This is a genomic window from Streptomyces sp. NPDC030862, assembly GCF_055571835.1.
In genome coordinates, this window is the sequence record NZ_JBVIEN010000017.1 from 1 (window position 1) to 22,331 (window position 22,331).

Here is a 22,331-nt window from a genome sequence, read left to right on the forward strand (position 1 = left end):
GTACTGCAGGGGGGACCCTGTGGGAGAGTAGGACGCCGCCGAACAATTTTTGGGGAAAGCCCCGCACCTTCTGGTGCGGGGCTTTTCTGCGTTCCACAGCCGGGGCCGGCACCCCTGTGCACGGGCCGGTCCGTGCTGACGGTAAAGTCAGGGGGCATCGTTGGCACGTTCCCCAGGAGGCCCCGGGTGGAGGTACAGGAGACCCGCGTTCAGACGGACCGGGTGCTCACCATCCCCAACATCCTGAGCATGGCTCGCCTGGTCGGCGTACCGCTCTTCCTGTGGCTGATCCTCCGCCCCGTCTTCGGCGGGCCGAATAGCGATGGCTGGGCTCTCCTCGTACTGATGCTCAGCGGTGTCAGCGACTATCTCGACGGCAAACTCGCCCGTCGATGGAACCAGATCAGCAGCCTCGGACGCCTGCTCGACCCCGCTGCGGACCGGCTCTACATCCTTTCGACGCTGCTCGGGCTCACCTGGCGCGAGATTCTCCCTCTGTGGTTGACGATCGCACTATTGGCCCGTGAGCTGATGCTGCTGGTGATGGTGGGAATCCTCCGCCGGCACGGCTATCCGCCGCCTCAGGTGAACTTCCTCGGGAAGGCGGCCACGTTCAACTTGATGTACGCGTTTCCGCTCCTCCTGCTCAGCGATGGGGACGGGTGGCTTGCATCACTCGCTGAAGTTTTCGGGTGGGCGTTCGCCGGATGGGGTACAACTCTCTATTGGTGGGCAGGGATCCTCTATGTGGTCCAAGTCCGCCGACTTGTCAAGGCGGATGCCACAGCCGATTGAGCCTGTCCCTCTGGTGCGGTGCAGCGACGAAGCGCGCCCCAAGACGTAAGACGGCCAGTTACCGGATGGGTGAAGTCGGCTAGACCGTCGTCTCTGCAAGGAGGACGCTTCCGACATGAAAGCCGTTGTGATGGCTGGTGGTGAAGGCACGCGCCTTCGCCCCATGACCTCGAGCATGCCCAAGCCACTCCTGCCGGTGGCCAACCGGCCGATCATGGAGCACGTGCTGCGGCTGCTCAAGCGGCATGGGCTCACTGAGACCGTTGTTACCGTGCAGTTCCTCGCCTCGCTCGTAAAGAACTACTTCGGCGACGGCGAAGAGCTCGGCATGGAGCTCACCTATGCCAATGAGGAGAAGCCACTCGGCACCGCGGGGAGTGTCAAGAACGCCGAGGAGGCGCTGAAGGACGACGCCTTCCTCGTCATCTCCGGTGACGCGCTCACCGACTTCGACCTGACCGACCTCATCAGGTTCCACAAGGAAAAGGGCGCCCTCGTCACGGTGTGCCTGACCCGGGTGCCGAACCCGCTCGAATTCGGCATCACCATCGTGGACGAGGAAGGAAAGGTGGAGCGCTTCCTGGAGAAGCCCACCTGGGGACAGGTTTTCTCGGACACGGTCAACACCGGCATCTACGTCATGGAGCCGGAAGTCTTCGACTACGTCCAGCCCGACGTCCCGGTCGACTGGTCCGGCGATGTCTTCCCGCAGCTGATGAAGGAAGGCAAGCCGATCTACGGCTATGTCGCCGAGGGCTACTGGGAGGACGTCGGCACGCACGAGAGCTATGTGAAGGCCCAGGCCGACGTTCTCGAGGGCAAGGTCGACGTCCAGCTCGACGGCTTCGAGATCTCGCCCGGCGTGTGGGTCGCCGAGGGCGCCGAGGTGCACCCGGACGCGGTCCTGCACGGGCCCCTGTACATCGGGGACTACGCCAAGGTCGAGGCCGATGTGGAGATCCGCGAGCACACCGTCGTCGGGTCGAACGTGGTGGTGAAGAGCGGCGCCTTCCTCCACAAGGCGGTTGTTCACGACAACGTCTACATTGGGCAGCACAGCAACCTGCGGGGCTGTGTGATCGGCAAGAACACCGACATCATGCGGGCCGCCCGCATCGAGGACGGCGCCGTCATCGGCGACGAGTGCCTCGTCGGTGAAGAATCGATCGTTCAGGGCAACGTACGGGTCTATCCGTTCAAGACGATCGAGGCCGGCGCCTTCGTCAACACCTCCGTCATCTGGGAGTCGCGCGGGCAGGCGCACCTCTTCGGGGCCCGCGGCGTCTCCGGAATCCTCAACGTGGAGATCACACCCGAGCTGGCGGTCCGGCTCGCGGGCGCGTACGCCACGACCCTGAAGAAGGGCGCGACCGTCACCACGGCGCGTGACCACTCCAGGGGTGCGAGAGCGCTCAAGCGGGCGGTGATCTCGGCGCTGCAGGCCAGCGCCATCGACGTACGCGACCTGGAGAACGTACCGCTGCCCGTCGCGCGTGAGCAGACGGCTCGCGGCAGCGCCGGCGGCATCATGATCCGGACGTCGCCCGGGGTGCCCGACTCCGTGGACATCATGTTCTTCGACGAGCGGGGCGCGGACCTGTCGCAGGGCGGGCAGCGGAAGCTGGACCGCGTCTACGCGCGCCAGGAGTACCGGAGGGCCTTCCCCGGCGAGATCGGCGACCTCTCCTTCCCGTCCAGCGTCTTCGACTCGTACACCGGGTCCCTGCTGCGCAACGTCGACACGACGGGCATCGCCGAGGCGGGCCTCAAGGTCGTCGTGGACGCCTCCAACGGCAGCGCCGGGCTCGTCCTGCCGAGCCTCCTCGGGCGGCTCCAGGTGGACTCGCTGACGATCAACCCCGGACTCGACGAGTCCCGGCCCACGGAGACGGCCGAGTCCCGGCGCGCCGGGCTCGTACGGCTCGGGGAGATCGTGGCCTCGGCGCGGGCGGCCTTCGGTGTGCGGTTCGACCCGGTCGGCGAGCGCATCTCGCTGGTCGACGAGCGGGGCCGGATCATCGAGGACGACCGGGCCCTGCTGGTCCTGCTCGACCTGGTGGCGGCCGAGCGGCGCAGCGGACGAGTCGCGCTGCCGGTGACCACGACGAGGATCGCCGAGCAGGTCGCGGCGTACCACGGCACGCAGGTGGAGTGGACGACCACATCGCCGGACGACCTGACCCGCGTCGGCCGCGAGGAATCGACCATCTTCGGCGGCGACGGCCGCGGCGGCTTCATCGTGCCCGAGTTCAGCAGCGTCTTCGACGGTACGGCGGCGTTCGTGCGGCTGATCGGGCTGGTGGCGCGTACGCAACTCACGCTCAGCCAGATCGACGCGCGCATACCCCGCGCCCATGTGCTGCGGCGCGACCTGGCCACCCCGTGGGCGGTCAAGGGCCTTGTGATGCGGCGGGTCGTGGAGGCGGCCGGGGACCGGCACGTCGACACGACCGACGGCGTGCGGGTGGTGGAGGCCGACGGCCGGTGGGTGATGGTGCTGCCCGACCCGGCGGAGGCCGTCACCCATCTGTGGGCCGAAGGCCCGGATGACGCGTCCGCGCAGGCACTGCTCGACGAGTGGGCCGCCGTGGTGGAGAGCGCCGGCCGCTGACGCTCGGAACGGATCCTGATGCGGATCCGGATACGGATGTGCCGGGAGGCGCCCAGGGGCGCCCCCCGGCACACCGGTGGGGCCATTCGGCGGTAGCAGCCGCGACGTGCGACGATGTGCGGCATGTCGCAGCAGCCCCCCGTTCGGAGCACAGGTTCCCCACCTCCGCGTCCCGACGCGTCCATGTCGCTGCTGACCAATGTCATGGACCACGCGCTCGACGACGGGTACGCGGAGGCCTCGGCCCGCCGCACCGCCGAGGGCGGCGGCCTGCCGCGCACACTGCGGGCCAAGCTGGGGCTCGCGGCGGGGCTGGTACTGGCCGCCGCGGTGGTCACGCTCGGCGCCGCGCAGGCGCAGATCTCGGCCCCGGTCGTCGCCAAGGAGCGCGAGGAGCTCATCGACCGGATCGAGTCGGAGACGACCGCGGCCGACAAGCTCGAGGAGCGGATCGAGGCGCTCCGCACCGAGGTGGGGGAGCGTCAGCGCAAGGCGCTGCAGGAGCACGGTGGGGACCAGGGGGAGCTCGTGGCGCTGCTCTCCGGGGCGACGGAGGTACGCGGCCCCGGCATCAAGCTGGTCGTCGACGACGCCAAGGAGACCGAGCAGGGCGGCGACGGGCCGCGTGAGAGCAGCGGTTTCGCGGACACCGGGCGGGTGCGCGACCGCGACATGCAGCGCGTGGTCAACGGGCTGTGGCAGTCGGGCGCCGAGGCGGTCGCGATCAACGGACAGCGGCTGACCGCCCTGTCGGCGATCCGCGCGGCGGGCGACGCCATACTGGTCGACAACAAACCGCTGGTGCCGCCGTACACGGTGCTGGCGGTGGGAGACGGGAAGAAGCTGAGCACCGCGTTCCAGGACAGCCCCGACGGGCAGTACCTGCACGCGCTGCAGGAGAACTTCGGTATCCGTACCAGCATTTCGGATCAGGGTGAGGTGCGCCTGCCGGCCGCGTCGAGCCTGATCGTACGCACAGCAGAGCCGAGTCCCGCCGGAGCCGGCACGGATGCCGGGCGGGGCGCGGCCGACACAGGGAAGGGCACATCTTGATCGCCGTACTGGGCCTCGTCGTGGGAGTCGTGGTCGGCCTGTTCATCCGGCCCGAGGTGCCGGCGGTCGTCGAGCCCTACCTGCCGATCGCCGTCGTGGCGGCGCTCGACGCGGTCTTCGGAGGGCTGCGGGCCATGCTCGACGGCATCTTCGTCGACAAGGTCTTCGTCGTCTCCTTCCTCTCCAACGTCGTCGTGGCGGCGCTGATCGTGTTCCTGGGCGACAAGCTCGGCGTCGGCGCGCAGCTGTCCACGGGCGTGGTCGTGGTGCTGGGCATCCGCATCTTCTCCAACGCCGCCGCCATCCGGCGGCATGTGTTCCGGGCGTGAGGCCGATGAGCGAGAACGAACCGACTCCGCACGAGAAGCCGACTCCCCCTCCGACTCCGGGGGAGGGCGACCGGGGGCCGCAGAGCCCGGAGCCGCGGCGGCCGGAGCCCCAGCGGCCGGAGCCGCCGGCTCCGCAGGCCATGCCCCCGCAGGAGCTGCCGCCCGAGGCGAAGAGCCCGGAGGCGGACGGTCCGGAGCCGCCGTCGCGGACGGCAGCGCAGCCGTACGCCGCCGAGCCCGGCCCCGGCCGGCCCGCCGATCCGGAGATGACCGGGCGGCAGCGGCTCGCGGCCGGGCTGTGGCCGCCGCGCGTCACGCGCGCCCAACTCATCGTCGCCGTACTGCTCTTCGTCCTCGGCCTGGGTCTCGCCATCCAGGTCCGCTCGACCAGCGACAACAGCGCCCTGCGCGGCGCCCGCCAGGAGGACCTGGTGCGCATCCTGGACGAGCTGGACGACCGGACACAGCGGCTGGAGGCCGAGAAGGCGCGCCTGGAGGACCAGCGCACCGAGCTGGTGAACAGCTCCGACCAGGCGGAAGAGGCGCGTAAGCAGACCCAGGAGAAGGAGCGTCAGCTGGGTATCCTCGCCGGTACGGTGGCGGCGCAGGGTCCCGGGATCACGCTCACCATCGACGACGGCGCCGGGGCGGTCGAGCCGGACATGCTGCTGGACGCCGTCCAGGAGCTGCGCGCGGCGGGCGCCGAGGCGATCCAGGTCAACGACGTCCGGGTCGTCGCCGACACGTACATCTCCGGTGAGGCCGGGGACATCGAGGTGGACGGCCGGGAGATCCGCGCACCGTACCGCTTCAAGGTCATCGGGAAGCCCCAGGACCTGGAGCCCGCGCTGAACATCCCGGGAGGTGTCGTACAGACGCTGGAGAAGGAGCAGGCCACCGCGTCGGTGACCAGGTCCGAGAAGATCGTCGTGGATGCCTTGCGAGCGGCGGAGCGGCCTCACTACGCTCGGTCGTCATCGCAGTGAGGCGGGGGTGCATGGGGGCCGCGAGACAAGGGCATGAGGTTGCGGGGGGTCGGCGCATCACCCGCATGGTGCGTGGTGGAAACTGTCCGGAGGATACGGACGTTGTGAGGGTGTCCGGGTCGGCAGGTGTGTTCAGTCAGGGTTCGTCCTGCCCCACGGGCGGGTCTGTTTCGGTCAAGGGGAATCGCCCGTGAAGTTGTTTGCGAAGTTGTTCGGCAAGAGCGCACGCGAGGACGGCAGCAGTGCCAAGCACCGCGCGTCGCGCCACGCCCAGAATGAGGAGCAGGGCGGCGAGCGCCCGCTGTTCCGCGATGAGGTCGCCGGTCCGGGCGGTGTTCCGGGGGGCCAGGGCGCGTCTGTTGACCCTGCTGGTTCCGGCCGCATAGGTTTCGGGGAACCATCGACCTCGAGTACGGGCGGAGACTCGTCCATGCCGGTTTGTACGAGGTGCGGGCACCGTAACGCCGAGGCGAGCCGGTTCTGCTCCAACTGTGGCGCCCCGCTGCGTCCGGGTGTCCCGGCGGAGCGCGCGTCCGAGACGACGTCGACGATCTCGATCTCGGGCCTGGAGGCGTACGACTCCGAGGCCACCGGTCAGACGCAGCTGCCGTCGCTGTCGCCCGAGGCGCAGGCGGCCGTGGAGGCACTGCCGCTCGGCTCGGCGCTCCTGGTGGTGCGCCGCGGGCCGAACTCGGGCAGCCGCTTCCTGCTGGACTCCGACCTGACGACTGCGGGCCGTCACCCGCAGAGCGACATCTTCCTCGACGACGTGACGGTGTCGCGGCGTCATGTGGAGTTCCGCAGGTCGCCGGAGGGCAGCTTCACGGTCGCGGACGTCGGCAGCCTCAACGGCACGTACGTCAACCGCGAGCGGATCGACTCGGTGGCGCTGTCCAACGGCGACGAGGTGCAGATCGGCAAGTACCGGCTGGTCTTCTACGCGAGCCAGCGGGGCGTGTGACCCGGCAGGGGAGGCGCATGCCGCGACCACCGACGGGCGGTGCCGGACACGGCACCGCCGGGGCGGCCGACCAGCTGGTGAGCATCGGGACGGTGCTCACCCGGCTGCGGGAAGAGTTTCCCGAAGTGACCATCTCCAAGATCCGGTTCCTGGAGGCGGAGGGGCTCGTCGAGCCGCAGCGGACGGCTTCCGGATACCGGAAGTTCAGTCCCGCGGATGTGGAGCGGCTCGCGCGGATCCTGCGCATGCAGCGGGACCACTACCTGCCGCTCAAGGTGATCCGCGAGCACCTCGACGCCCTGGAGCGCGGGGAACAGGTGCGGCTGCCCGCACCGACCCCCGGTGGACCGCGCGAATCGGTGGACGCCGGCCCGTGGGCGCCGGACTTCGACACGCCGACGGCGGCCAGGATCGGCCGTGCGGAGCTGCTCGCGGCCGCCGACGTCGGCGAGGACGAGCTCGCCGAGTGGGAGTCGTACGGGCTGATCGCGCCCGTGGCGGACGGCGCGTACGACGCCGAGGCGGTGACCATCGCCAAGCTCGTCGCGGAGCTGGGCGGATTCGGTCTGGAACCGCGCCATCTGAGGGCCGTGAAGGCCGCCGCCGAGCGCGAGGCCGGGCTGGTCGAGCAGGTCGTCGCGCCGCTGCGCCGGCACCGGAATCCGCAGACCAGAGCCCATGCGGAGGCGACCGCGAAGGAGCTCGCGGCCCTGTCCGTACGGCTCCACGCGGCGCTGCTGCAGACGGCTCTGGGTGTCCGGTTGCACTGACCTCCGAGGGGTCCGGAGGGGCCCCGACTACCCAAACCGGTCCAGCACGTCCTAGGGTTGCAATGTGAACGAGCTCGATGTTGTCGGTGTCCGGGTGGAAATGCCGTCCAACCAGCCGATCGTGCTCCTGCGTGAAGTGGGAGGCGACCGGTACCTCCCCATCTGGATCGGTCCCGGGGAGGCGACGGCGATCGCCTTCGCCCAGCAGGGCATGGCCCCTGCGCGACCGCTCACCCATGACCTCTTCAAGGACGTCCTGGAGGCCGTGGGTCAGGAGCTGACCGAAGTCCGGATCACGGATCTGCGGGACGGGGTCTTCTACGCGGAGCTGGTCTTCGCCAGCGGTGTCGAGGTGAGCGCCAGGCCGTCCGACGCCATAGCGCTGGCCCTGCGGACCGGTACGCCCATCTACGGAAGTGACGGGGTGCTGGACGACGCCGGGATCGCGATCCCGGACGAGCAGGAGGACGAAGTGGAGAAGTTCCGCGAGTTCCTCGACCAGATCTCGCCCGAGGACTTCGGCACCAACAGTCAGTGACCCGGCCGCTTTCGGTGACGCCGGCGCGGTGAATCCGCGGCGGCGTCGGCCGGGTTTCGCCGCTCCGGGCGGTGCCGCGCCCCGTCTTCAGCGCATTCGGTGAGGTGTTCCCGGAAGAGGGACACGGGAAACCACCCTCAGGGTGATTATCACTCGGCGTGCCGAGTGTGGCGATCGTTGACGCACCCCGGGTGACTGCCTACCGTCGAGATGGCAGGTCAAGGACGGAGGGTCGGCGTGATGAGCAGCGGCGACGGTGCGGTTGGGGGTATCCCCGGACGAAGTTGTCCGGGGCAGAGCGGGCCGTATCCGCTTCACGGAAACGCGTCCGTCCACGGGGTGGTTCAGGAGGAGTCGGCCGATCCGACGGCCGACGTCATCGGATACCGGGGCCCGACCGCCTGTGCGGCGGCCGGCATCACCTACCGGCAGCTCGACTACTGGGCCCGTACGGGCCTCGTCGAGCCCAGTGTGCGGCCCGCGTACGGGTCGGGGACGCAGCGGCTCTACAGCTTCCGCGACGTCGTCGTCCTCAAGATCGTCAAACGGTTCCTGGACACCGGGGTGGCGCTGCAGAACATCCGCACCGCCGTCCAGCACCTGCGCGCCCGGGGCGATCGCGACCTGGAGCGCATGACGCTGATGAGCGACGGCGCCACGGTGTACGAGTGCGCGTCGCCCGACGAGGTCGTCGATCTCCTCCAGGGCGGTCAGGGTGTCTTCGGGATCGCCGTGGGCGTGGTGTGGCGGGATGTCGAGGCGGCGCTGTCGCAGCTGCACGGGGAGCGCGTCGACACCGGCGAGACGCTCATCGGGCACAATCCGGCCGACGAGCTGGCGCGGCGCAGGCGCGACAGGGCCGTGTGACGGCGGCGTGGCCGCGTTGCCGCGTGGGCTCGCACGTACGTGCGGGCGATTGTCAGTGGCGTAGGGCAGCATCGGTGATGTGAGAGCCGCGCCGACGATTCTGCATCTGGACATGGATGCCTTCTTCGCCGCCGCCGAGCAGGCGGCGAAGCCGAGCCTGCGCGGAAAGCCCGTGGTGGTGGGCGGCCTCGGGCCGCGCGGGGTCGTCGCCACCGCCTCGTACGAGGCGCGGCGCTTCGGGGTGCACTCGGCGATGCCGATGGCCCAGGCGCGGCGGCTGGCGCCGAACGCCGCGTACCTGGTGCCGCGCTTCACGCTCTACCGGGCGGTGAGCGACCAGGTCATGGAGCTGTTGCGGCGGCTGTCGCCGCTGGTGGAGCCGCTGAGCCTGGACGAGGCGTTCGTCGACCTGGAGGCGGGCGAGGCGGGCGGTACGGCCCGGGACGCGGCGACGGCGCGGGCGACCGGGGAGCGCCTGCGCGCGGACATCCGGGCGGTCACGGGGCTGACCGGCTCCGTCGGCCTCGCGGGCTCGAAGATGCTGGCGAAGATCGCGTCGGAGCAGGCGAAGCCCGACGGGCTGGTGCTCATCGAGCCCGGGACCGAGCGCGAGCTGCTCGGGCCGATGTCGGTGCGGATCCTGCCGGGAGTCGGCCCCGCCACCGGCGAGCACCTGCGGCGGGCCGGGATGACGACCGTGGCCGACCTGGCGGAGGCGGGCGAGGACGAGCTCGTACGGCTCCTGGGCAAGGCGCACGGGGCCTCGCTGTACCGGATGGCCCTGGGGCACGACGACCGGCCCGTGGTGGCCGAGCGGGACGCCAAGTCCGTCTCCGTCGAGGACACCTTCGACGTGGACCTGCACGACCGCGTGCGGGTGCGCCTGGAGGTGGAGCGTCTGGCCGACCGGTGCGTGCGGCGGCTGCGTGGCGCCGGGCGCTCCGGGCGGACGGTGGTGCTCAAGGTGCGCCGGTACGACTTCTCGACGCTGACCAGATCCGAGACCCTGCGCGGACCGACGGACGACCCCGCGGTGGTGCGGGAGGCGGCGGCCCGGCTGCTGGAGTCCGTGGACACCACGGGCGGCGTGCGGCTGCTGGGCGTGGGCGTGACGGGGCTCGCGGACTACACCCAGGAGGACCTGTTCGCCCAGGCCGCCCTGGTGGAGGCTCCGGCGGGTGCACAGGGCGACGGGGCCCCGGAGCCGCAGGAACCGCCTGCAGGGGCAGGGGCAGGGGCAGGAGCAGGCGGGGGCGGGAGCGGTGAACCGGGGGCCGCGGAGGACGCCGGCGGCGGGGAGCGCAGGTGGATGGCCGGGCAGGACGTACGGCACGCGGAGTACGGGCCGGGGTGGGTGCAGGGCAGCGGGGTGGGGCGCGTGACCGTGCGGTTCGAGGAGCCGGGCTCGCCCCCGGGCCGGGTGCGGACCTTCCGGACCGACGACCCGGACCTGGAGCTGTCGGACCCGCTGCCGCTGGTCGCGGTGGAGGCGGCGGTGGAGCGGGCGCCGTCGCCCTGAAGGGCGGGCCGGACGGGCCGGACGCCCGGGGGGCCGCGGCCTGCGGGGCCGCCCTGCCGGAGCCTGGCGTGCTGGGCGTGTTCGGCCGCCGGTGCCGCGAGTTCCGGAAGGCGCGTCAGCCGTCGCGGCCGGCCAGGTTGCCGAGGCCGGGGTCGGGGTCCGGGTCGGGGTCCGGGTCCGGCGGAGACGGGAGCTCCAGGCCGTAGTGGTGGTAGAGCTGGAGCTCCTGCTCGGGGGAGAGGTGGCGGCCCACGCCGAAGTCCGGGGCGTCCTTGATCAGGGCGCGGTCGTACGGGACGTGCAGGCCGTCGGCGGCGAGGTCGCTGGGGGCCAGGGGGACGAAGGCGTCGCGGCCGAAGAGGCCGGTACGGACGGCGGCCCACTCGGGGACGCCCGTCGCGTCGTCCAGGTACACCTCGTCGACGGTCCCGATCTTGTGGCCGTTGCGGTCGTAGGCCTTGCGGCCGATCAGGCTCCGCGGATCGATATCGGTCTGCACGGTCCCTCCAACAGGTCGCACCCGCTCGCAACTGCGCTACATCACTACGAAAGTGCACATCGGTGACGTCGGCCACTCGAGGGATCGGGCCCGGACCTCGCTGGTAGGCTGGCAGACGGCTGTTGACCCCATGCGGGAGAGTCCTTCGGAGAAACCTTTCGGAGGCGCCGAAGGAGCAAATCCTCCCCGGAATCTCTCAGGCACCCGGTACCGCATGGACGAGGTCACTCTGGAAAGCAGGGCGGGCGTCGGACGGCATCCGCTCTCACCGACGGTGAAAGCCGGGCGGCTCCCCATGGCGCCCGGTGAAGCTCTCAGGTTGAGATGACAGAGGGGGAGGCCGTCCGGGCACCCGCGCCATGGTGCCCCTCGCAGGTCGTGACGACCAGGAGGCCTCCGTAGATGACCGCCAACCGTACTCCGCTCTCCGAGCTTGAGCAGGGCATCCCCTTCGAGCAGCGGCACATCGGCCCCGACGCCGAGGCCCGCGCCAAGATGCTTGCGCAGGTCGGCTACGGCTCGCTCGACGAGCTCACCGCCGCCGCCGTGCCGGATGTGATCAAGACCGCCGAGGCGCTCGGTCTGCCGGCCGCGCGCACCGAGGCCGAGGTCCTCGCCGAGCTGCGCTCGCTCGCCGACCGCAACCAGGTGCTCGCCCCGATGATCGGGCTCGGCTACTACGGCACCTTCACGCCCCCGGTCATCCTGCGCAACGTCATGGAGAACCCCGCCTGGTACACGGCGTACACGCCCTACCAGCCGGAGATCTCGCAGGGCCGCCTGGAGGCGCTGCTCAACTTCCAGACCATGGTCGCCGACCTGACCGGGCTGCCCACCTCCGGCGCCTCGCTGCTCGACGAGGGCACCGCCGCCGCCGAGGCCATGTCGCTGGCCCGCCGCGTCGGCAAGGTCAAGGGCGGTGTCTTCCTCGTCGACGCCGACGCCCTGCCGCAGACCATCGCCGTCATCGAGACCCGGGCGGAGCCGACCGGTGTCGAGGTCGTCGTCGCCGACCTCGCCGAGGGCATCCCGGCGGAGGTGGCCGAGCGCGGCGTCTTCGGCGTGCTCATCCAGTACCCGGGCGCCTCCGGTGCCGTACGGGACATCAAGCCGGTCATCGACCGGGCCCACGAGCTCGGTGCCGTCGTCACCGTCGCCGCCGACCTGCTCGCGCTGACGCTGCTCACCTCGCCCGGCGAGCTGGGTGCCGACATCGCCGTGGGCACCACCCAGCGGTTCGGCGTGCCGATGGGCTTCGGCGGTCCGCACGCCGGCTACATGGCCGTGCGCGACACCTTCGCCCGCTCCCTGCCGGGCCGGCTCGTCGGCGTCTCCGTCGACGCCGACGGCAACCGGGCGTACCGCCTGGCGCTCCAGACCCGCGAGCAGCACATCCGCCGCGAGAAGGCCACCAGCAACATCTGCACCGCGCAGGTGCTGCTGGCCGTCATGGCCGGCATGTACGCCGTGTACCACGGCCCCGACGGGCTGAAGCAGATCGCCCAGCGCGTGCACCGGTACGCCACGATCCTGGCCGAGGGCCTGCGCGCCGGCGGCGTCGAGGTCGTCCACTCGAGCTTCTTCGACACCGTGACCGTCCGGGTGCCGGGCAAGGCCGCCGAGGCCGTCGCCGCCGCCCGCGAGAACGGCGTCAACCTCCGTCTCGTCGACGCCGACCACGTCTCGGTCGCCTGCGACGAGACCACCGGCCGCGCGCAGCTCGCCGCCGTGTGGGAGGCATTCGGCGTACGCGGCGACATCGAGACGCTGGACCTCGAGACCGCGGAGGCGCTGCCCGAGGCGCTGCTGCGCTCGGACGCGTACCTCACCCACCCGGTCTTCCACGCGCACCGCTCGGAGACCGCGATGCTGCGCTACCTGCGCAAGCTCGCCGACCGCGACTACGCGCTGGACCGGGGCATGATCCCGCTCGGCTCCTGCACGATGAAGCTGAACGCCACCACCGAGATGGAGCCGGTGACCTGGCCCGAGTTCGGCCAGATGCACCCGTTCGCGCCGGCCGACCAGGCGCAGGGCTACCTCACCCTCATCCGTGAGCTGGAGGAGCGCCTCGCCGAGGTCACCGGCTACGACAAGGTGTCGATCCAGCCCAACGCCGGTTCGCAGGGCGAGCTCGCCGGTCTGCTCGCGGTGCGCGCGTACCACCGCGCCAACGGCGACACGCAGCGCACCGTCTGTCTGATCCCGTCGTCCGCGCACGGCACCAACGCCGCCAGCGCCGTGATGGCCGGGATGAAGGTCGTCGTCGTCAAGACCGCCGACGACGGCGAGATCGACGTCGAGGACCTGCGCGCCAAGATCGAGCAGTACCGCGACGAGCTCTCCGTCCTGATGATCACCTACCCGTCGACGCACGGCGTCTTCGAGGAGCACGTCGCCGACATCTGCGCCCAGGTGCACGAGGCCGGCGGCCAGGTGTACGTGGACGGCGCCAACCTCAACGCGCTGGTCGGGCTGGCGAAGCCGGGCGAGTTCGGCGGCGACGTCTCGCACCTCAACCTGCACAAGACCTTCTGCATCCCGCACGGCGGCGGCGGCCCCGGCGTCGGTCCGGTCGGCGTCCGCGCCCACCTCGCCCCGTACCTGCCGAACCACCCGCTCCAGCCGGGCGCCGGCCCGGAGACGGGCGTCGGCCCGATCTCGGCGGCCCCGTGGGGCTCGGCCGGCATCCTGCCGATCTCGTGGGCGTACGTCCGGCTCATGGGCGGCGAGGGCCTCAAGCGCGCCACGCAGGTGGCGGTGCTCGCGGCCAACTACATCGCCAAGCGCCTGGAGCCGCACTACCCGGTGCTGTACACCGGCCCGGCCGGGCTCGTCGCGCACGAGTGCATCATCGACCTGCGCCCGATCTCCAAGGCGACCGGCGTCAGCGTCGACGACATCGCCAAGCGCCTGATCGACTACGGCTTCCACGCGCCGACCATGTCGTTCCCGGTGGCCGGTACGCTGATGATCGAGCCGACCGAGAGCGAGGACCTGGCCGAGCTCGACCGGTTCTGCGACACGATGATCGCGATCCGCGGCGAGATCGAGAAGGTCGCCTCGGGTCAGTGGCCCGCCGAGGACAACCCGCTGCGCAACGCCCCGCACACCGCGGCCGCGCTGGGCGGCGAGTGGTCGCACGCGTACAGCCGTGAGGAGGCGGTCTTCCCGGCCGGGGTGTCCGCCGCGGACAAGTACTGGCCGCCGGTGCGCCGGATCGACGGCGCGTTCGGCGACCGCAACCTGGTCTGCTCGTGCCCGCCGCTGGACGAGTACGACAACTGACGGCGTCGGTCATGACGAAGGGCCGGTACGGAGTGATCCGTACCGGCCCTTCGCCGTGCGCCGGCCGGCTCAGGCGGCCGTCATGATGTGTGAGGTGCCGAGTGGCCGGTGCGGCGCGATGATCTGGCCGTCCGGCAGCAGTTCACCGGTGTCCTCGAAGAGGAGGACGCCATTGCACAGCAGGCTCCAGCCCTGTTCCGGGTGGTGCGCCACCAGGCGGGCCGCCTCCCTGTCGGCGGAGTCGGCGGTCGGGCAGGCTGGCTGGTGCTGGCACATGGATGGGTTCTTTCGCTGCGGTGTGGTGTCTGTCCTGCGGCTCGATGCGGTGTTCATGGCCGCCCCCCGTTGTGTCGGTCGATCCGGTCCCAGTGTTGCCCCACGGGCGTCCGTCCGCAGGGATTTCGCGGCAGCTCTTCCTACTGCCTAAGGACGTATCACCCGTGCGGATGGTTCAGCTCAAACCCCCTGTCCCTTCGGGTGGTTCGGGGTGGCCCCAGTGGGCTAGCCCGTACGGGCCACCCCGCGGCGTCACGCGGTTGACTCCAGCAGCGGCGGCGGTCCGAGGCGCAGTGTCAGGACCGGCAGCAGGTCGGCGACCCGGTACGGGAGGTGGGCGGCGATCCCGGGCGGCGCGGGCGCCAGCGGCACCAGCAGGTCCGTCGGGGCGGGGCTGCCGGTGGCCGGGTCGGCGTCCGGGTCGCCGTGCAGCCACAGCGTGAGCATGTACAGCTCCGGCACGGACAGCAGCCGTGGCTGGTAGTGCGTCGTCATCGTCTCGGCCTGGTGCAGGGCGCGCTCGGTCGAGGCGAGGTAGGGCCCCTCGAAGAAGTGCGAGAAGGCCCACCCGTCCGGGGTGAGCCTCGTGTCCGCGGCGGCGACGGGGCGGTCGCCGCCGCGGATCAGGAACCGCCAGCCGGTCAGACGCGTGCGGGGCGCGCCGGCGGCCGGAACGACCTGGTCCCGTACGTCCAGCACGTCCAACACGTGGACGGGCAACGGGAGTTCGGGGCTCAGCGGTCCCTGGACGGACCGCAGAGCGGGGGTGTGGGCCTCACGGACGGCGGCGGAACCGAGGGCCATGAGAACACTGCGAAGGGCGGGCGCGGGTGCCTGGGAGACATGGAGCGGCATGGTTGGGTCGCCTCTCACTCAAGAGACAGGTGATGCGGGGGAGGTGCGGACGGCGCTGTCGGCGACGGGGTCAGAGGGCGGGCCGGTGCGGGGGCCGTCGGGCCATGGCCGGGCGCCGACTCTCTGCCTCGTTCGCGGAGTTTATACGACGCGTGTTCACGTGATGTTTCCGCTAGCTGTCGCCGATATTGCGAACAAGCCCGGATCGGGACTTTGTTATGCGGAGTTTCTGTAGATTTCCCGTGAACCCCACCGCCCCGGCCTGCGCTGCTGCTCAGAGCGCGGTCGGCCGAATCTCGCCGGTGTTTATCATCGGAAGTCAGCGGGACTTGCCCGTGGTAACCACGCGCTGCGGCTTGCCCCCGGAATGTGCCGGACGGTCTTCCTATCCAGCCTACCCGCCACGCGGTGTCGGCGGGGGCGTTACAGATCAGTCCGGCTGGGCATTATCGTCCGTGACGCGGGCGGCCGACGCCGCGCGCCACCCACGAGGAGGGACGCTTCGATGGGGGAGAAGGTCGTGGCGGGCGCGTTCGACCTGTCCGATCGGCAGAGGTATCGCCACAAGCTCCAGCAGTGTCTTACGGCCCTTGAGCGACTCCTCGCCGAGAAGAGGTTCGACCGCCCCAAGAATCTGATGGGCTTGGAGATCGAGCTGAATCTGGCGGGCTCGGACGGCCTGCCGCGGATGATGAATGCCGAAGTGCTGGAGCGCATCGCGAGCCGGGATTTCCAAACGGAACTCGGAATGTTCAACCTGGAAGTGAACATCGCCCCGCACCGGCTCGGCGGCCGCGTTTTCGATCAGCTCGCCGAGGAGCTGCGCACCGGCCTCGGGTACGCGCACCGCAAGGCCAAGGAGGTCGACGCCGGGATCGTGATGATCGGGATTCTGCCCACGCTCACCGAGGGCGATCTCGTCTCCGGGAACCTGTCGGACGTCGACCGGTACATGCTGCTCAACGACCAGATCGTGGCCGCGCGGGGCGAGGACTTCGCGCTCGACATCGAGGGCGTCGAGCACCTCAGCTCCACCGCCAGCTCCATAGCGCCCGAGGCGGCCTGCACCTCCGTACAGCTGCACCTCCAGGTCACGCCGGCGCGGTTCCCGGACGTGTGGAACGCGGCGCAGGCCATCGCCGCCGTCCAGATCGCCGTCGGCGCCAACGCGCCGTTCCTCTTCGGGCGCGAGCTGTGGCGGGAGTCCCGGCCGCCGCTGTTCACGCAGGCCACCGACACCCGGCCGCCCGAGCTCCAGGCGCAGGGCGTACGGCCGCGGACGTGGTTCGGCGAGCGGTGGGTCTCCTCGGCGTACGAGCTGTTCGAGGAGAACGTGCGGTACTTCCCCGCCCTCCTGCCCATCTGTGACGACGAGGAGCCGCTGCGGGTCCTCGACGGCGGAGGCGTACCGTCCCTCCAGGAGCTGGTCCTGCACAACGGCACGGTCTACCGCTGGAACCGGCCGGTGTACGGGGTGGTCGACGGCGTACCGCACCTGCGGGTGGAGAACCGGGTGCTGCCGGCGGGGCCGACCGTCGACGACGTACTGGCCAACGCCGCCTTCTACTACGGGCTCGTACGGGCCCTGGCGGAGGAGGCGCGGCCGCTGTGGCGGCGGATGCCGTTCGCGGACGCGGCCGCCAACTTCGACACCGCGTGCCGTTACGGCATCGACGCCGAGCTGCGCTGGCCCCGCCCGGGGCGCGGCGGCGGGACCACGTCCGTACCGGCGGTGAAGCTCGTACGGGACGAGCTGCTGCCGCTCGCGTCGGCGGGGCTCGACGCATGGGGCATCGAGCGTGCGGACCGGGACCGGTACCTGGGGATCATCGAGGAGCGGTGCAAGCGGCGGGTGAACGGCGCGTCCTGGCAGGTGGAGACGTTCCACCGGGCGCTGGGGGCGGGCCTGGGGCGCGAGGCCGCGCTGGCCGCCACCACGCGCCGCTACTGCGAGCTGATGCGGCGGGGCGAGCCCGTGCACACCTGGCCGGTGGGGTTCCCGGCGCCGTAGGGTCTGTCTTCCGGATCAACCCGGGGCAGTGAAGTGGAGACAGGTGTGCAGGCAGAGGCGGGGCGCGTGGCCGATTCCCTTCCCGAGGAGGGGGCGGGGGGCCCTCGAAGGTTCGTCCGTTCCGAGCTGCTGCTCGTGCTGGCCCTCTCGCTCGGGGCCAGTGCGGTCGCCTCGCTGATCAGCTTCGTCGGGGCGCTGACGAAACCGGGCGGCCTGAAGGACCAGGCGGCCCACCTCAACAGCTCGGCGGCGCCCGGGCGGCCGTGGCTCGACCTCGCCTGGCAGCTGTTCGGCATCGCGACGGCGCTCGTCCCGGTCCTGCTCGTGGCGCACCTGCTGCTCAGGGAGGGGACCGGCCTGCGCGCCATCGGCTTCGACCGCCGCAGGCCGTGGAGCGACCTCGGCCGCGGGGCGCTGGTCGCGGCGGGCATCGGCAGCGCGGGCCTGGCCTTCTACCTGGTGGCGCGGGCGGCCGGGTTCAACCTGACCGTCGTCCCCGAGTCGCTGCCCGGGGTGTGGTGGAAGTACCCGGTCCTGATCCTGTCGGCGGTGCAGAACTCCGTGCTGGAGGAGGTCATCGTCGTCGGATACCTGCTGCGCAGGCTCGGCGGGCTCGGCTGGACGCCACTGGCGGCGCTGGTGGCGAGCGCGGTGCTGCGCGGCTCGTACCACCTGTACCAGGGCATCGGCGGCTTCGTCGGCAACATGGTGATGGGCGCCGTCTTCGTGGTGCTGTACCGGCGGTGGGGGCGGGTCGGCCCGCTGGTGGTGGCGCACGCGCTGCTCGACATCGTGGCGTTCGTCGGGTACGCGCTGCTCAAGGGGCAGGTGGGGTGGTTGCCCGTCGAGTGACGGGACCCCTGGTGGAGGGGGGGGGGGGGGGGGGGGGGGGGGGGGGGCCCCCCCCCCCCCCCCCCCCCCCCCCGCCCCTTCGCCGTCTCAGGTGAGCAGGTCGCCCTCGATGACCGTCACCGCGTGGCCCGTGAGCAGGGTGCGCGTGCCGCGCAGCGCGGTGCGGACCAGGCCGGTGCGGGCGCCGCCCTGGAAGCCGGTCAGCTCGTCGCGGCCCAGGCGCCGCGACCAGAACGGCGCGAGCGCGGTGTGCGCGCTGCCCGTCACCGGGTCCTCGGCGATGCCGAGCGCCGGGAAGAAGCAGCGGGAGACGAAGTCGTAGCCGCCGGCCGGTTCCGCGGCGGCGGCCGTGGCGATGACGCCCCGCTCCGACAGGCCGGCCAGTGCCGCCAGGTCCGGCGCCAGGGAGCGCACGGCCTGCTCGTCCGCCAGCTCCACCAGCAGGTCGCCGATGTGCGCGGCGGTGTCGTGTACGGAGACGACGTCGGCGCCGAGCGCCTTCGCGAGCCCGTCCGGCGCGGGCACCGGCGTCAGCGTGGAGGTCGGGAAGTCCAGCGTGACCGAGCCGTCCGCCGCGGCCGTGGCCGACAGGACGCCGCAGCGTGCGGCGAAGCGGACCGTGCCGGTCGCGCGGCCGGTGGTGTGCAGGACGTGCGCGGTGGCGAGGGTCGCGTGGCCGCACATGTCGACCTCGGCGACCGGGGTGAACCAGCGCAGCGCCCAGTCCGCATCGCCGCCGGGCGGGAGCGGGTGGGCGAAGGCGGTCTCGGAGAGGTTGACCTCGGCGGCCACCTTCTGGAGCCAGTGGTCGTCCGGGAAGGCGTCGAGGAGGAGGACCCCTGCCGGGTTGCCGGAGAAGGGGCGGTCGGTGAAGGCGTCGACGATTCGAATCCGCATGGAGCTGACGGTAGGGGGACGGCGAAGCGGCGGGCCAAGGCCAATCCGGGGTCGCTGGACTCGATGTCCCGTCGGAGATCGGGAGAACGGGAACGGCTGCGCAGGCGAGTGCCCCGTCGGAACGATTGCCTAACGAAGTGTTCCGATATATCGTTGAAGCATCGCGATCAGTCATCGATCGAGGGAGTGTAAGAGATGCGTTCAGCTGAGCACGGACATGGACACGGGCACGGACACGCGCAGGGGCATGGCCATGGGCGCGGGCCCGGCTGGGGCGGGGAGCCCGGCGGCTTCGAGAGGCTGCGTGCCGCCTTCGGGCCGTTCGGGCCGGGCTTCGGGGGAGGGCCGGGCTTCGGTGGCGGCCCCTTCCGCGGTGGGCCGTTCGGTGGTGGACCCGGGCGCGGAGGCGGCCGGGGGAGGGCACGGCGCGGCGACGTCCGCGCCTCGATCCTGGCGCTGCTGAAGGACCGCCCGATGCACGGCTACGAGATGATCCAGGAGATCGCCGAGCGCAGCGGCGGGGCCTGGCGGCCCAGCCCCGGCTCGGTCTACCCGACCCTCCAGCTGCTGGAGGACGAGGGCCTGATCGTCAGCGAGAGCGAGGGCGGCAAGAAGCTGTTCACCCTGAGCGACGCCGGACGGGCGGAGGCCGAAGCCGCGCCCGACGCCCCCTGGGAAGAGGCCGGGCGCGGGGTCGACTGGGAGGCGCTGAACGAGATCCGGCAGGCCGGCGCCGGCCTGTTCGAGGCGTTCGGGCAGGTCTGGAAGACCGGCAACGCCGAGCAGCGTCGGAAGGCCCTCGCCGTCGTCAACGACGCCCGCAAGAAGCTCTACCTGATCCTCGCCGACGAGGACTGACGGATCTCATGGGTGCGGCGGGTTCCGCGACGGGCTCCCGGGCGCGGGACACGCCGTCCGTGTGAACCGCTGCCGCAGGTCGGTGACTTGCCGAAGTCGTCTCAACAGGTGTCACAGCCTTTACGCTCCTGACCGACTGCTGCCATGATGTGCCGATGCACGCGTCTCAGGGGAGAAGCGCCGGCCTGGGACTTGCCCTGGCCTCGGCCTTCGCATTCGGTGGATCAGGTGTCGCGGCCAAGCCGCTGATCGAAGCGGGTCTCGACCCGCTGCACGTGGTGTGGCTACGGGTGACGGGCGCCGCGCTCGTCATGCTGCCCGTCGCCTGGCGCCACCGTGACCTGCTGCGCCGCAAGCCCTTGCTGCTGGCCGGCTTCGGGCTGCTCGCCGTGGCCGGCGTACAGGCCTGCTACTTCGCCGCGCTCTCCCGTATCCCCGTCGGGGTCGCCCTGCTGATCGAGTACCTCGCCCCCGCGCTCGTCCTCGGCTGGGTGCGGTTCGTCCAGCGCCGGCCCGTGACGCGCGCCGCCGCCGTCGGCGTGGTCCTCGCCGTCGGGGGCCTCGCCTGCGTGGTGGAGGTGTGGGCCGGGCTGAGCTTCGACCTGCTGGGGCTGCTGCTGGCGCTCGGCGCCGCCTGCTGCCAGGTCGGCTACTTCGTCCTGTCCGACCAGGGCTCCGACGAGGCCGAGCCCGCCGATCCGCTCGGCGTCATCGCGTACGGGCTGCTCATCGGCGCCCTCGTGCTCACCGTCGTCGCGCGCCCCTGGGGCATGGAGTGGTCCGTGCTCGGCGGCACCGCCGACATGGGCGGGACCGAGGCCCCGGCCTGGATGCTGCTCGGGTGGATCGTGCTGATCGCGACGGTTCTCGCGTACGTCACCGGGATCGTCGCCGTGCGCAGGCTCTCGCCGCAGGTGGCGGGCGTGGTGGCGTGCCTGGAGGCGGTCATCGCGACCGTACTGGCGTGGGTGCTGCTGCGGGAGCACCTGTCGGCGCCGCAGATCTTCGGCGGTGCGGTCGTACTCGTCGGGGCCTTCATCGCGCAGTCGTCGACGCCCAAGGCCGCGCCGGCCGAGCCCGTGGCGGGGTCGGAGCAGCCCGAGGCGGGGGCCGGGAACCAGGTGGCCGCCGGGCGGGCCGCCCCGTAAGGTGACGATCATGCATTCGACCGTGCTGCCGCCTCCCGCCGCGTAAACGCGGGCGGGACTCTCACCAGCCTCCTCTGACGAGGACCGGGCTCGGGGCCCAGGGGCCCCGAGCGGTTCGTCGCTGCCCGCGTACGGAGTCAAGCGGCCACCTTTCCCGTTCTTCGTACGGAGACGTCACGTGTCGAATCCCTCCATGGCCCTGCCCGTCGGGCGGAGCCTCCTCTATCTGATCGTCGCCGGAGTGGCGTGGGGCACCGCCGGAGCGGCTGCCTCGCTCGTGTTCCGGGTCAGCGATCTGGGGCCCCTCGCCCTGTCGTTCTGGCGCTGCGCCGGCGGGCTCGTCCTGCTGCTCGGCGCGCTGGCGCTGCGCCGCGGGCCCGCGGCCCGTAGTACGGAGCCCCGGCGGCGCCGGGTGCTGCGCATCCTCGCCACGGGGATCGGGCTCACCGTCTTCCAGAGCGCCTACTTCGCGGCGGTCCAGCTGACCGGGCTCGCCGTGGGCACCGTCGTCACGCTCGGCGCCGGCCCCGTGCTCATCGCGCTCGGGGCGCGGCTGGCCATGGGCGAGCGCCTCGGGCGCGGCGGGTCCGTCGCCGTCCTGGGGGCGCTCGCCGGGCTGTGCGTGATGGTCCTCGGCGACGGCACCGGGCAGGTTCATCCCGTGGGGGTCGCCCTGGCGGTCCTGTCGGCGGCCGGGTACGCGGCGATCACGCTGCTGACGCGGTGGCTCGGCCGGGACGGCGGCGGCGGGGACCCGCTCCTCACGACGGTGTGGGCCTTCGCGATCGGTACCGCGGGCCTGCTGCCGATGGCGGCGGCGGAGGGGCTGCTGCCGCACACGGCCGAACTCGTCGGGGTCGTGGGGTTGTTGGCGTACATCGCCGCGGTGCCGACCGCGTTGGCGTACGCGCTGTACTTCGCCGGGGCGGCGGTCGTGCGGGCCGCGACCGTGTCGGTGATCATGCTCTTGGAGCCGGTGAGCGCGGCGGTCATCGCGGTGGCGGTGCTCGGTGAGCGGCTGACGGCGGCCACGGTGACCGGGACGCTGCTGTTGCTGACGGCGGTCGCCGGGCTGGCGGCCGCGGAGGCGCGGGCCGCGTCGGTGGTACGGGCGCGGCGGCGCGCGGCGGCCTGAGGCTCCGCGCGTCGGGCCCCCGCGCCCGGGCCCCCGTGCCCGGGCCCCCGTGCCCGTGCGGGCGCGGGGGCCGCGTACGTGAA

The 22,331-nt window shown here is 71.6% G+C and carries 20 protein-coding genes and 1 riboswitch; of the genes, 16 read left to right on the forward strand and 4 right to left on the reverse strand.

The features are described from left to right. Positions 1–186: 186 nt before the first annotated feature. From ACZ42X_RS31905 to ACZ42X_RS31950, 10 genes are all read left to right on the forward strand, one after another. Positions 187–795 (forward strand): CDP-alcohol phosphatidyltransferase family protein, encoded by a 609-nt coding sequence (locus ACZ42X_RS31905; RefSeq protein WP_355367145.1) that lies wholly within the window; start codon positions 187–189, stop codon positions 793–795. A gap of 115 nt (positions 796–910) precedes the next feature. Beyond that, positions 911–3,406 (forward strand): mannose-1-phosphate guanyltransferase, encoded by a 2,496-nt coding sequence (locus ACZ42X_RS31910; protein ID WP_355367142.1) that lies wholly within the window; start codon positions 911–913, stop codon positions 3,404–3,406. Positions 3,407–3,529: 123 nt separating this feature from the next. Further along, entirely contained in the window at positions 3,530–4,459 is a 930-nt protein-coding gene (locus tag ACZ42X_RS31915) for a DUF881 domain-containing protein (RefSeq protein ID WP_468297486.1), read from the forward strand. Then, a complete protein-coding gene (locus ACZ42X_RS31920; protein ID WP_064068997.1) occupies positions 4,456–4,788 on the forward strand; it encodes a small basic family protein in 333 nt (110 codons plus the stop codon). Before ACZ42X_RS31915 ends, ACZ42X_RS31920 begins: the two co-directional genes overlap by 4 nt. 5 nt (positions 4,789–4,793) lie before the next feature. After that, positions 4,794–5,774: a DUF881 domain-containing protein gene (locus ACZ42X_RS31925; protein ID WP_468297489.1), complete on the forward strand. Its 981-nt coding sequence runs from the start codon at positions 4,794–4,796 to the stop codon at positions 5,772–5,774. Positions 5,775–5,856: 82 nt separating this feature from the next. After that, entirely contained in the window at positions 5,857–6,735 is an 879-nt protein-coding gene (locus tag ACZ42X_RS31930; protein WP_361420822.1) for an FHA domain-containing protein, read from the forward strand. A 17-nt stretch (positions 6,736–6,752) separates the two neighbouring features. Next, positions 6,753–7,505, forward strand: a complete 753-nt coding sequence (ftsR, locus tag ACZ42X_RS31935; protein WP_468297491.1) for a transcriptional regulator FtsR — start codon at positions 6,753–6,755, stop codon at positions 7,503–7,505. 64 nt (positions 7,506–7,569) lie between these two features. After that, the gene (locus ACZ42X_RS31940; RefSeq protein ID WP_033327106.1) at positions 7,570–8,043 is read left to right on the forward strand and encodes a bifunctional nuclease family protein; all 474 of its coding nucleotides are present in this window, start codon (positions 7,570–7,572) and stop codon (positions 8,041–8,043) included. A 237-nt stretch (positions 8,044–8,280) separates the two neighbouring features. Then, positions 8,281–8,910, forward strand: a complete 630-nt coding sequence (locus ACZ42X_RS31945; RefSeq protein WP_468297494.1) for a MerR family transcriptional regulator — start codon at positions 8,281–8,283, stop codon at positions 8,908–8,910. 79 nt (positions 8,911–8,989) lie between these two features. Further along, positions 8,990–10,429: a DNA polymerase IV gene (locus ACZ42X_RS31950; protein WP_468297497.1), complete on the forward strand. Its 1,440-nt coding sequence runs from the start codon at positions 8,990–8,992 to the stop codon at positions 10,427–10,429. A gap of 115 nt (positions 10,430–10,544) precedes the next feature. Here the strand turns inward: ACZ42X_RS31950 and ACZ42X_RS31955 are convergent, their stop codons facing one another. Then, on the reverse strand, positions 10,545–10,928 hold the full coding sequence (locus ACZ42X_RS31955; protein WP_468297500.1) for a PRC-barrel domain-containing protein: 384 nt from the start codon (positions 10,926–10,928) through the stop codon (positions 10,545–10,547). Positions 10,929–11,051: 123 nt separating this feature from the next. After that, positions 11,052–11,151, forward strand: a riboswitch (glycine riboswitch). 179 nt (positions 11,152–11,330) lie between these two features. Between ACZ42X_RS31955 and gcvP the strand changes: the two genes are divergently transcribed. After that, complete coding sequence (gcvP, locus tag ACZ42X_RS31960; RefSeq protein ID WP_468297502.1) at positions 11,331–14,216, forward strand: aminomethyl-transferring glycine dehydrogenase; 2,886 nt, start codon at positions 11,331–11,333, stop codon at positions 14,214–14,216. 69 nt (positions 14,217–14,285) lie between these two features. Here gcvP and ACZ42X_RS31965 read toward each other — a convergent pair whose 3' ends face one another. Together ACZ42X_RS31965 and ACZ42X_RS31970 are read right to left on the reverse strand one after the other, a co-directional pair. Beyond that, complete coding sequence (locus tag ACZ42X_RS31965) at positions 14,286–14,492, reverse strand: DUF5999 family protein (protein WP_468297505.1); 207 nt, start codon at positions 14,490–14,492, stop codon at positions 14,286–14,288. A 252-nt stretch (positions 14,493–14,744) separates the two neighbouring features. After that, complete coding sequence (locus ACZ42X_RS31970) at positions 14,745–15,347, reverse strand: hypothetical protein (RefSeq protein ID WP_468297507.1); 603 nt, start codon at positions 15,345–15,347, stop codon at positions 14,745–14,747. Between the two features lie 505 nt (positions 15,348–15,852). On the opposite strand from ACZ42X_RS31970, the gene ACZ42X_RS31975 reads away from it, so the two are divergent. Continuing rightward, positions 15,853–17,358 carry a glutamate-cysteine ligase family protein gene (locus ACZ42X_RS31975; protein WP_468297510.1) on the forward strand — a complete coding sequence of 502 codons (1,506 nt, stop codon included), beginning with the start codon at positions 15,853–15,855 and terminating at the stop codon, positions 17,356–17,358. A gap of 45 nt (positions 17,359–17,403) precedes the next feature. Further along, positions 17,404–18,210 (forward strand): CPBP family intramembrane glutamic endopeptidase, encoded by an 807-nt coding sequence (locus ACZ42X_RS31980; protein WP_468297512.1) that lies wholly within the window; start codon positions 17,404–17,406, stop codon positions 18,208–18,210. Between the two features lie 87 nt (positions 18,211–18,297). On the opposite strand, the gene ACZ42X_RS31985 is transcribed toward ACZ42X_RS31980, so the two are convergent. Then, complete coding sequence (locus ACZ42X_RS31985) at positions 18,298–19,107, reverse strand: PhzF family phenazine biosynthesis protein (RefSeq protein WP_468297514.1); 810 nt, start codon at positions 19,105–19,107, stop codon at positions 18,298–18,300. Positions 19,108–19,302: 195 nt separating this feature from the next. Between ACZ42X_RS31985 and ACZ42X_RS31990 the strand changes: the two genes are divergently transcribed. From ACZ42X_RS31990 to ACZ42X_RS32000, 3 genes are all read left to right on the forward strand, one after another. Beyond that, positions 19,303–19,965 carry a PadR family transcriptional regulator gene (locus ACZ42X_RS31990; RefSeq protein ID WP_468297516.1) on the forward strand — a complete coding sequence of 221 codons (663 nt, stop codon included), beginning with the start codon at positions 19,303–19,305 and terminating at the stop codon, positions 19,963–19,965. A 155-nt stretch (positions 19,966–20,120) separates the two neighbouring features. Beyond that, positions 20,121–21,113 (forward strand): EamA family transporter, encoded by a 993-nt coding sequence (locus ACZ42X_RS31995; RefSeq protein ID WP_468297519.1) that lies wholly within the window; start codon positions 20,121–20,123, stop codon positions 21,111–21,113. 193 nt (positions 21,114–21,306) lie between these two features. After that, positions 21,307–22,248, forward strand: a complete 942-nt coding sequence (locus tag ACZ42X_RS32000) for a DMT family transporter (protein WP_468297672.1) — start codon at positions 21,307–21,309, stop codon at positions 22,246–22,248. Positions 22,249–22,331 lie beyond the last annotated feature (83 nt).

Coding starts and splice junctions, on each gene's coding strand:
- ACZ42X_RS31910 (WP_355367142.1), top strand. CDS start 911: ATGAAAGCCGTTGTGATGGCTGGTGGTGAAGGCACGCGCCTTCGCCCC.
- ACZ42X_RS31915 (WP_468297486.1), top strand. CDS start 3,530: ATGTCGCAGCAGCCCCCCGTTCGGAGCACAGGTTCCCCACCTCCGCGT.
- ACZ42X_RS31925 (WP_468297489.1), top strand. CDS start 4,794: ATGAGCGAGAACGAACCGACTCCGCACGAGAAGCCGACTCCCCCTCCG.
- ftsR (WP_468297491.1), top strand. CDS start 6,753: ATGCCGCGACCACCGACGGGCGGTGCCGGACACGGCACCGCCGGGGCG.
- gcvP (WP_468297502.1), top strand. CDS start 11,331: ATGACCGCCAACCGTACTCCGCTCTCCGAGCTTGAGCAGGGCATCCCC.
- ACZ42X_RS31965 (WP_468297505.1), bottom strand. CDS start 14,492: ATGTGCCAGCACCAGCCAGCCTGCCCGACCGCCGACTCCGCCGACAGG.
- ACZ42X_RS31970 (WP_468297507.1), bottom strand. CDS start 15,347: ATGCCGCTCCATGTCTCCCAGGCACCCGCGCCCGCCCTTCGCAGTGTT.
- ACZ42X_RS31975 (WP_468297510.1), top strand. CDS start 15,853: ATGGGGGAGAAGGTCGTGGCGGGCGCGTTCGACCTGTCCGATCGGCAG.
- ACZ42X_RS31985 (WP_468297514.1), bottom strand. CDS start 19,107: ATGCGGATTCGAATCGTCGACGCCTTCACCGACCGCCCCTTCTCCGGC.
- ACZ42X_RS31990 (WP_468297516.1), top strand. CDS start 19,303: ATGCGTTCAGCTGAGCACGGACATGGACACGGGCACGGACACGCGCAG.
- ACZ42X_RS31995 (WP_468297519.1), top strand. CDS start 20,121: ATGCACGCGTCTCAGGGGAGAAGCGCCGGCCTGGGACTTGCCCTGGCC.
- ACZ42X_RS32000 (WP_468297672.1), top strand. CDS start 21,307: ATGGCCCTGCCCGTCGGGCGGAGCCTCCTCTATCTGATCGTCGCCGGA.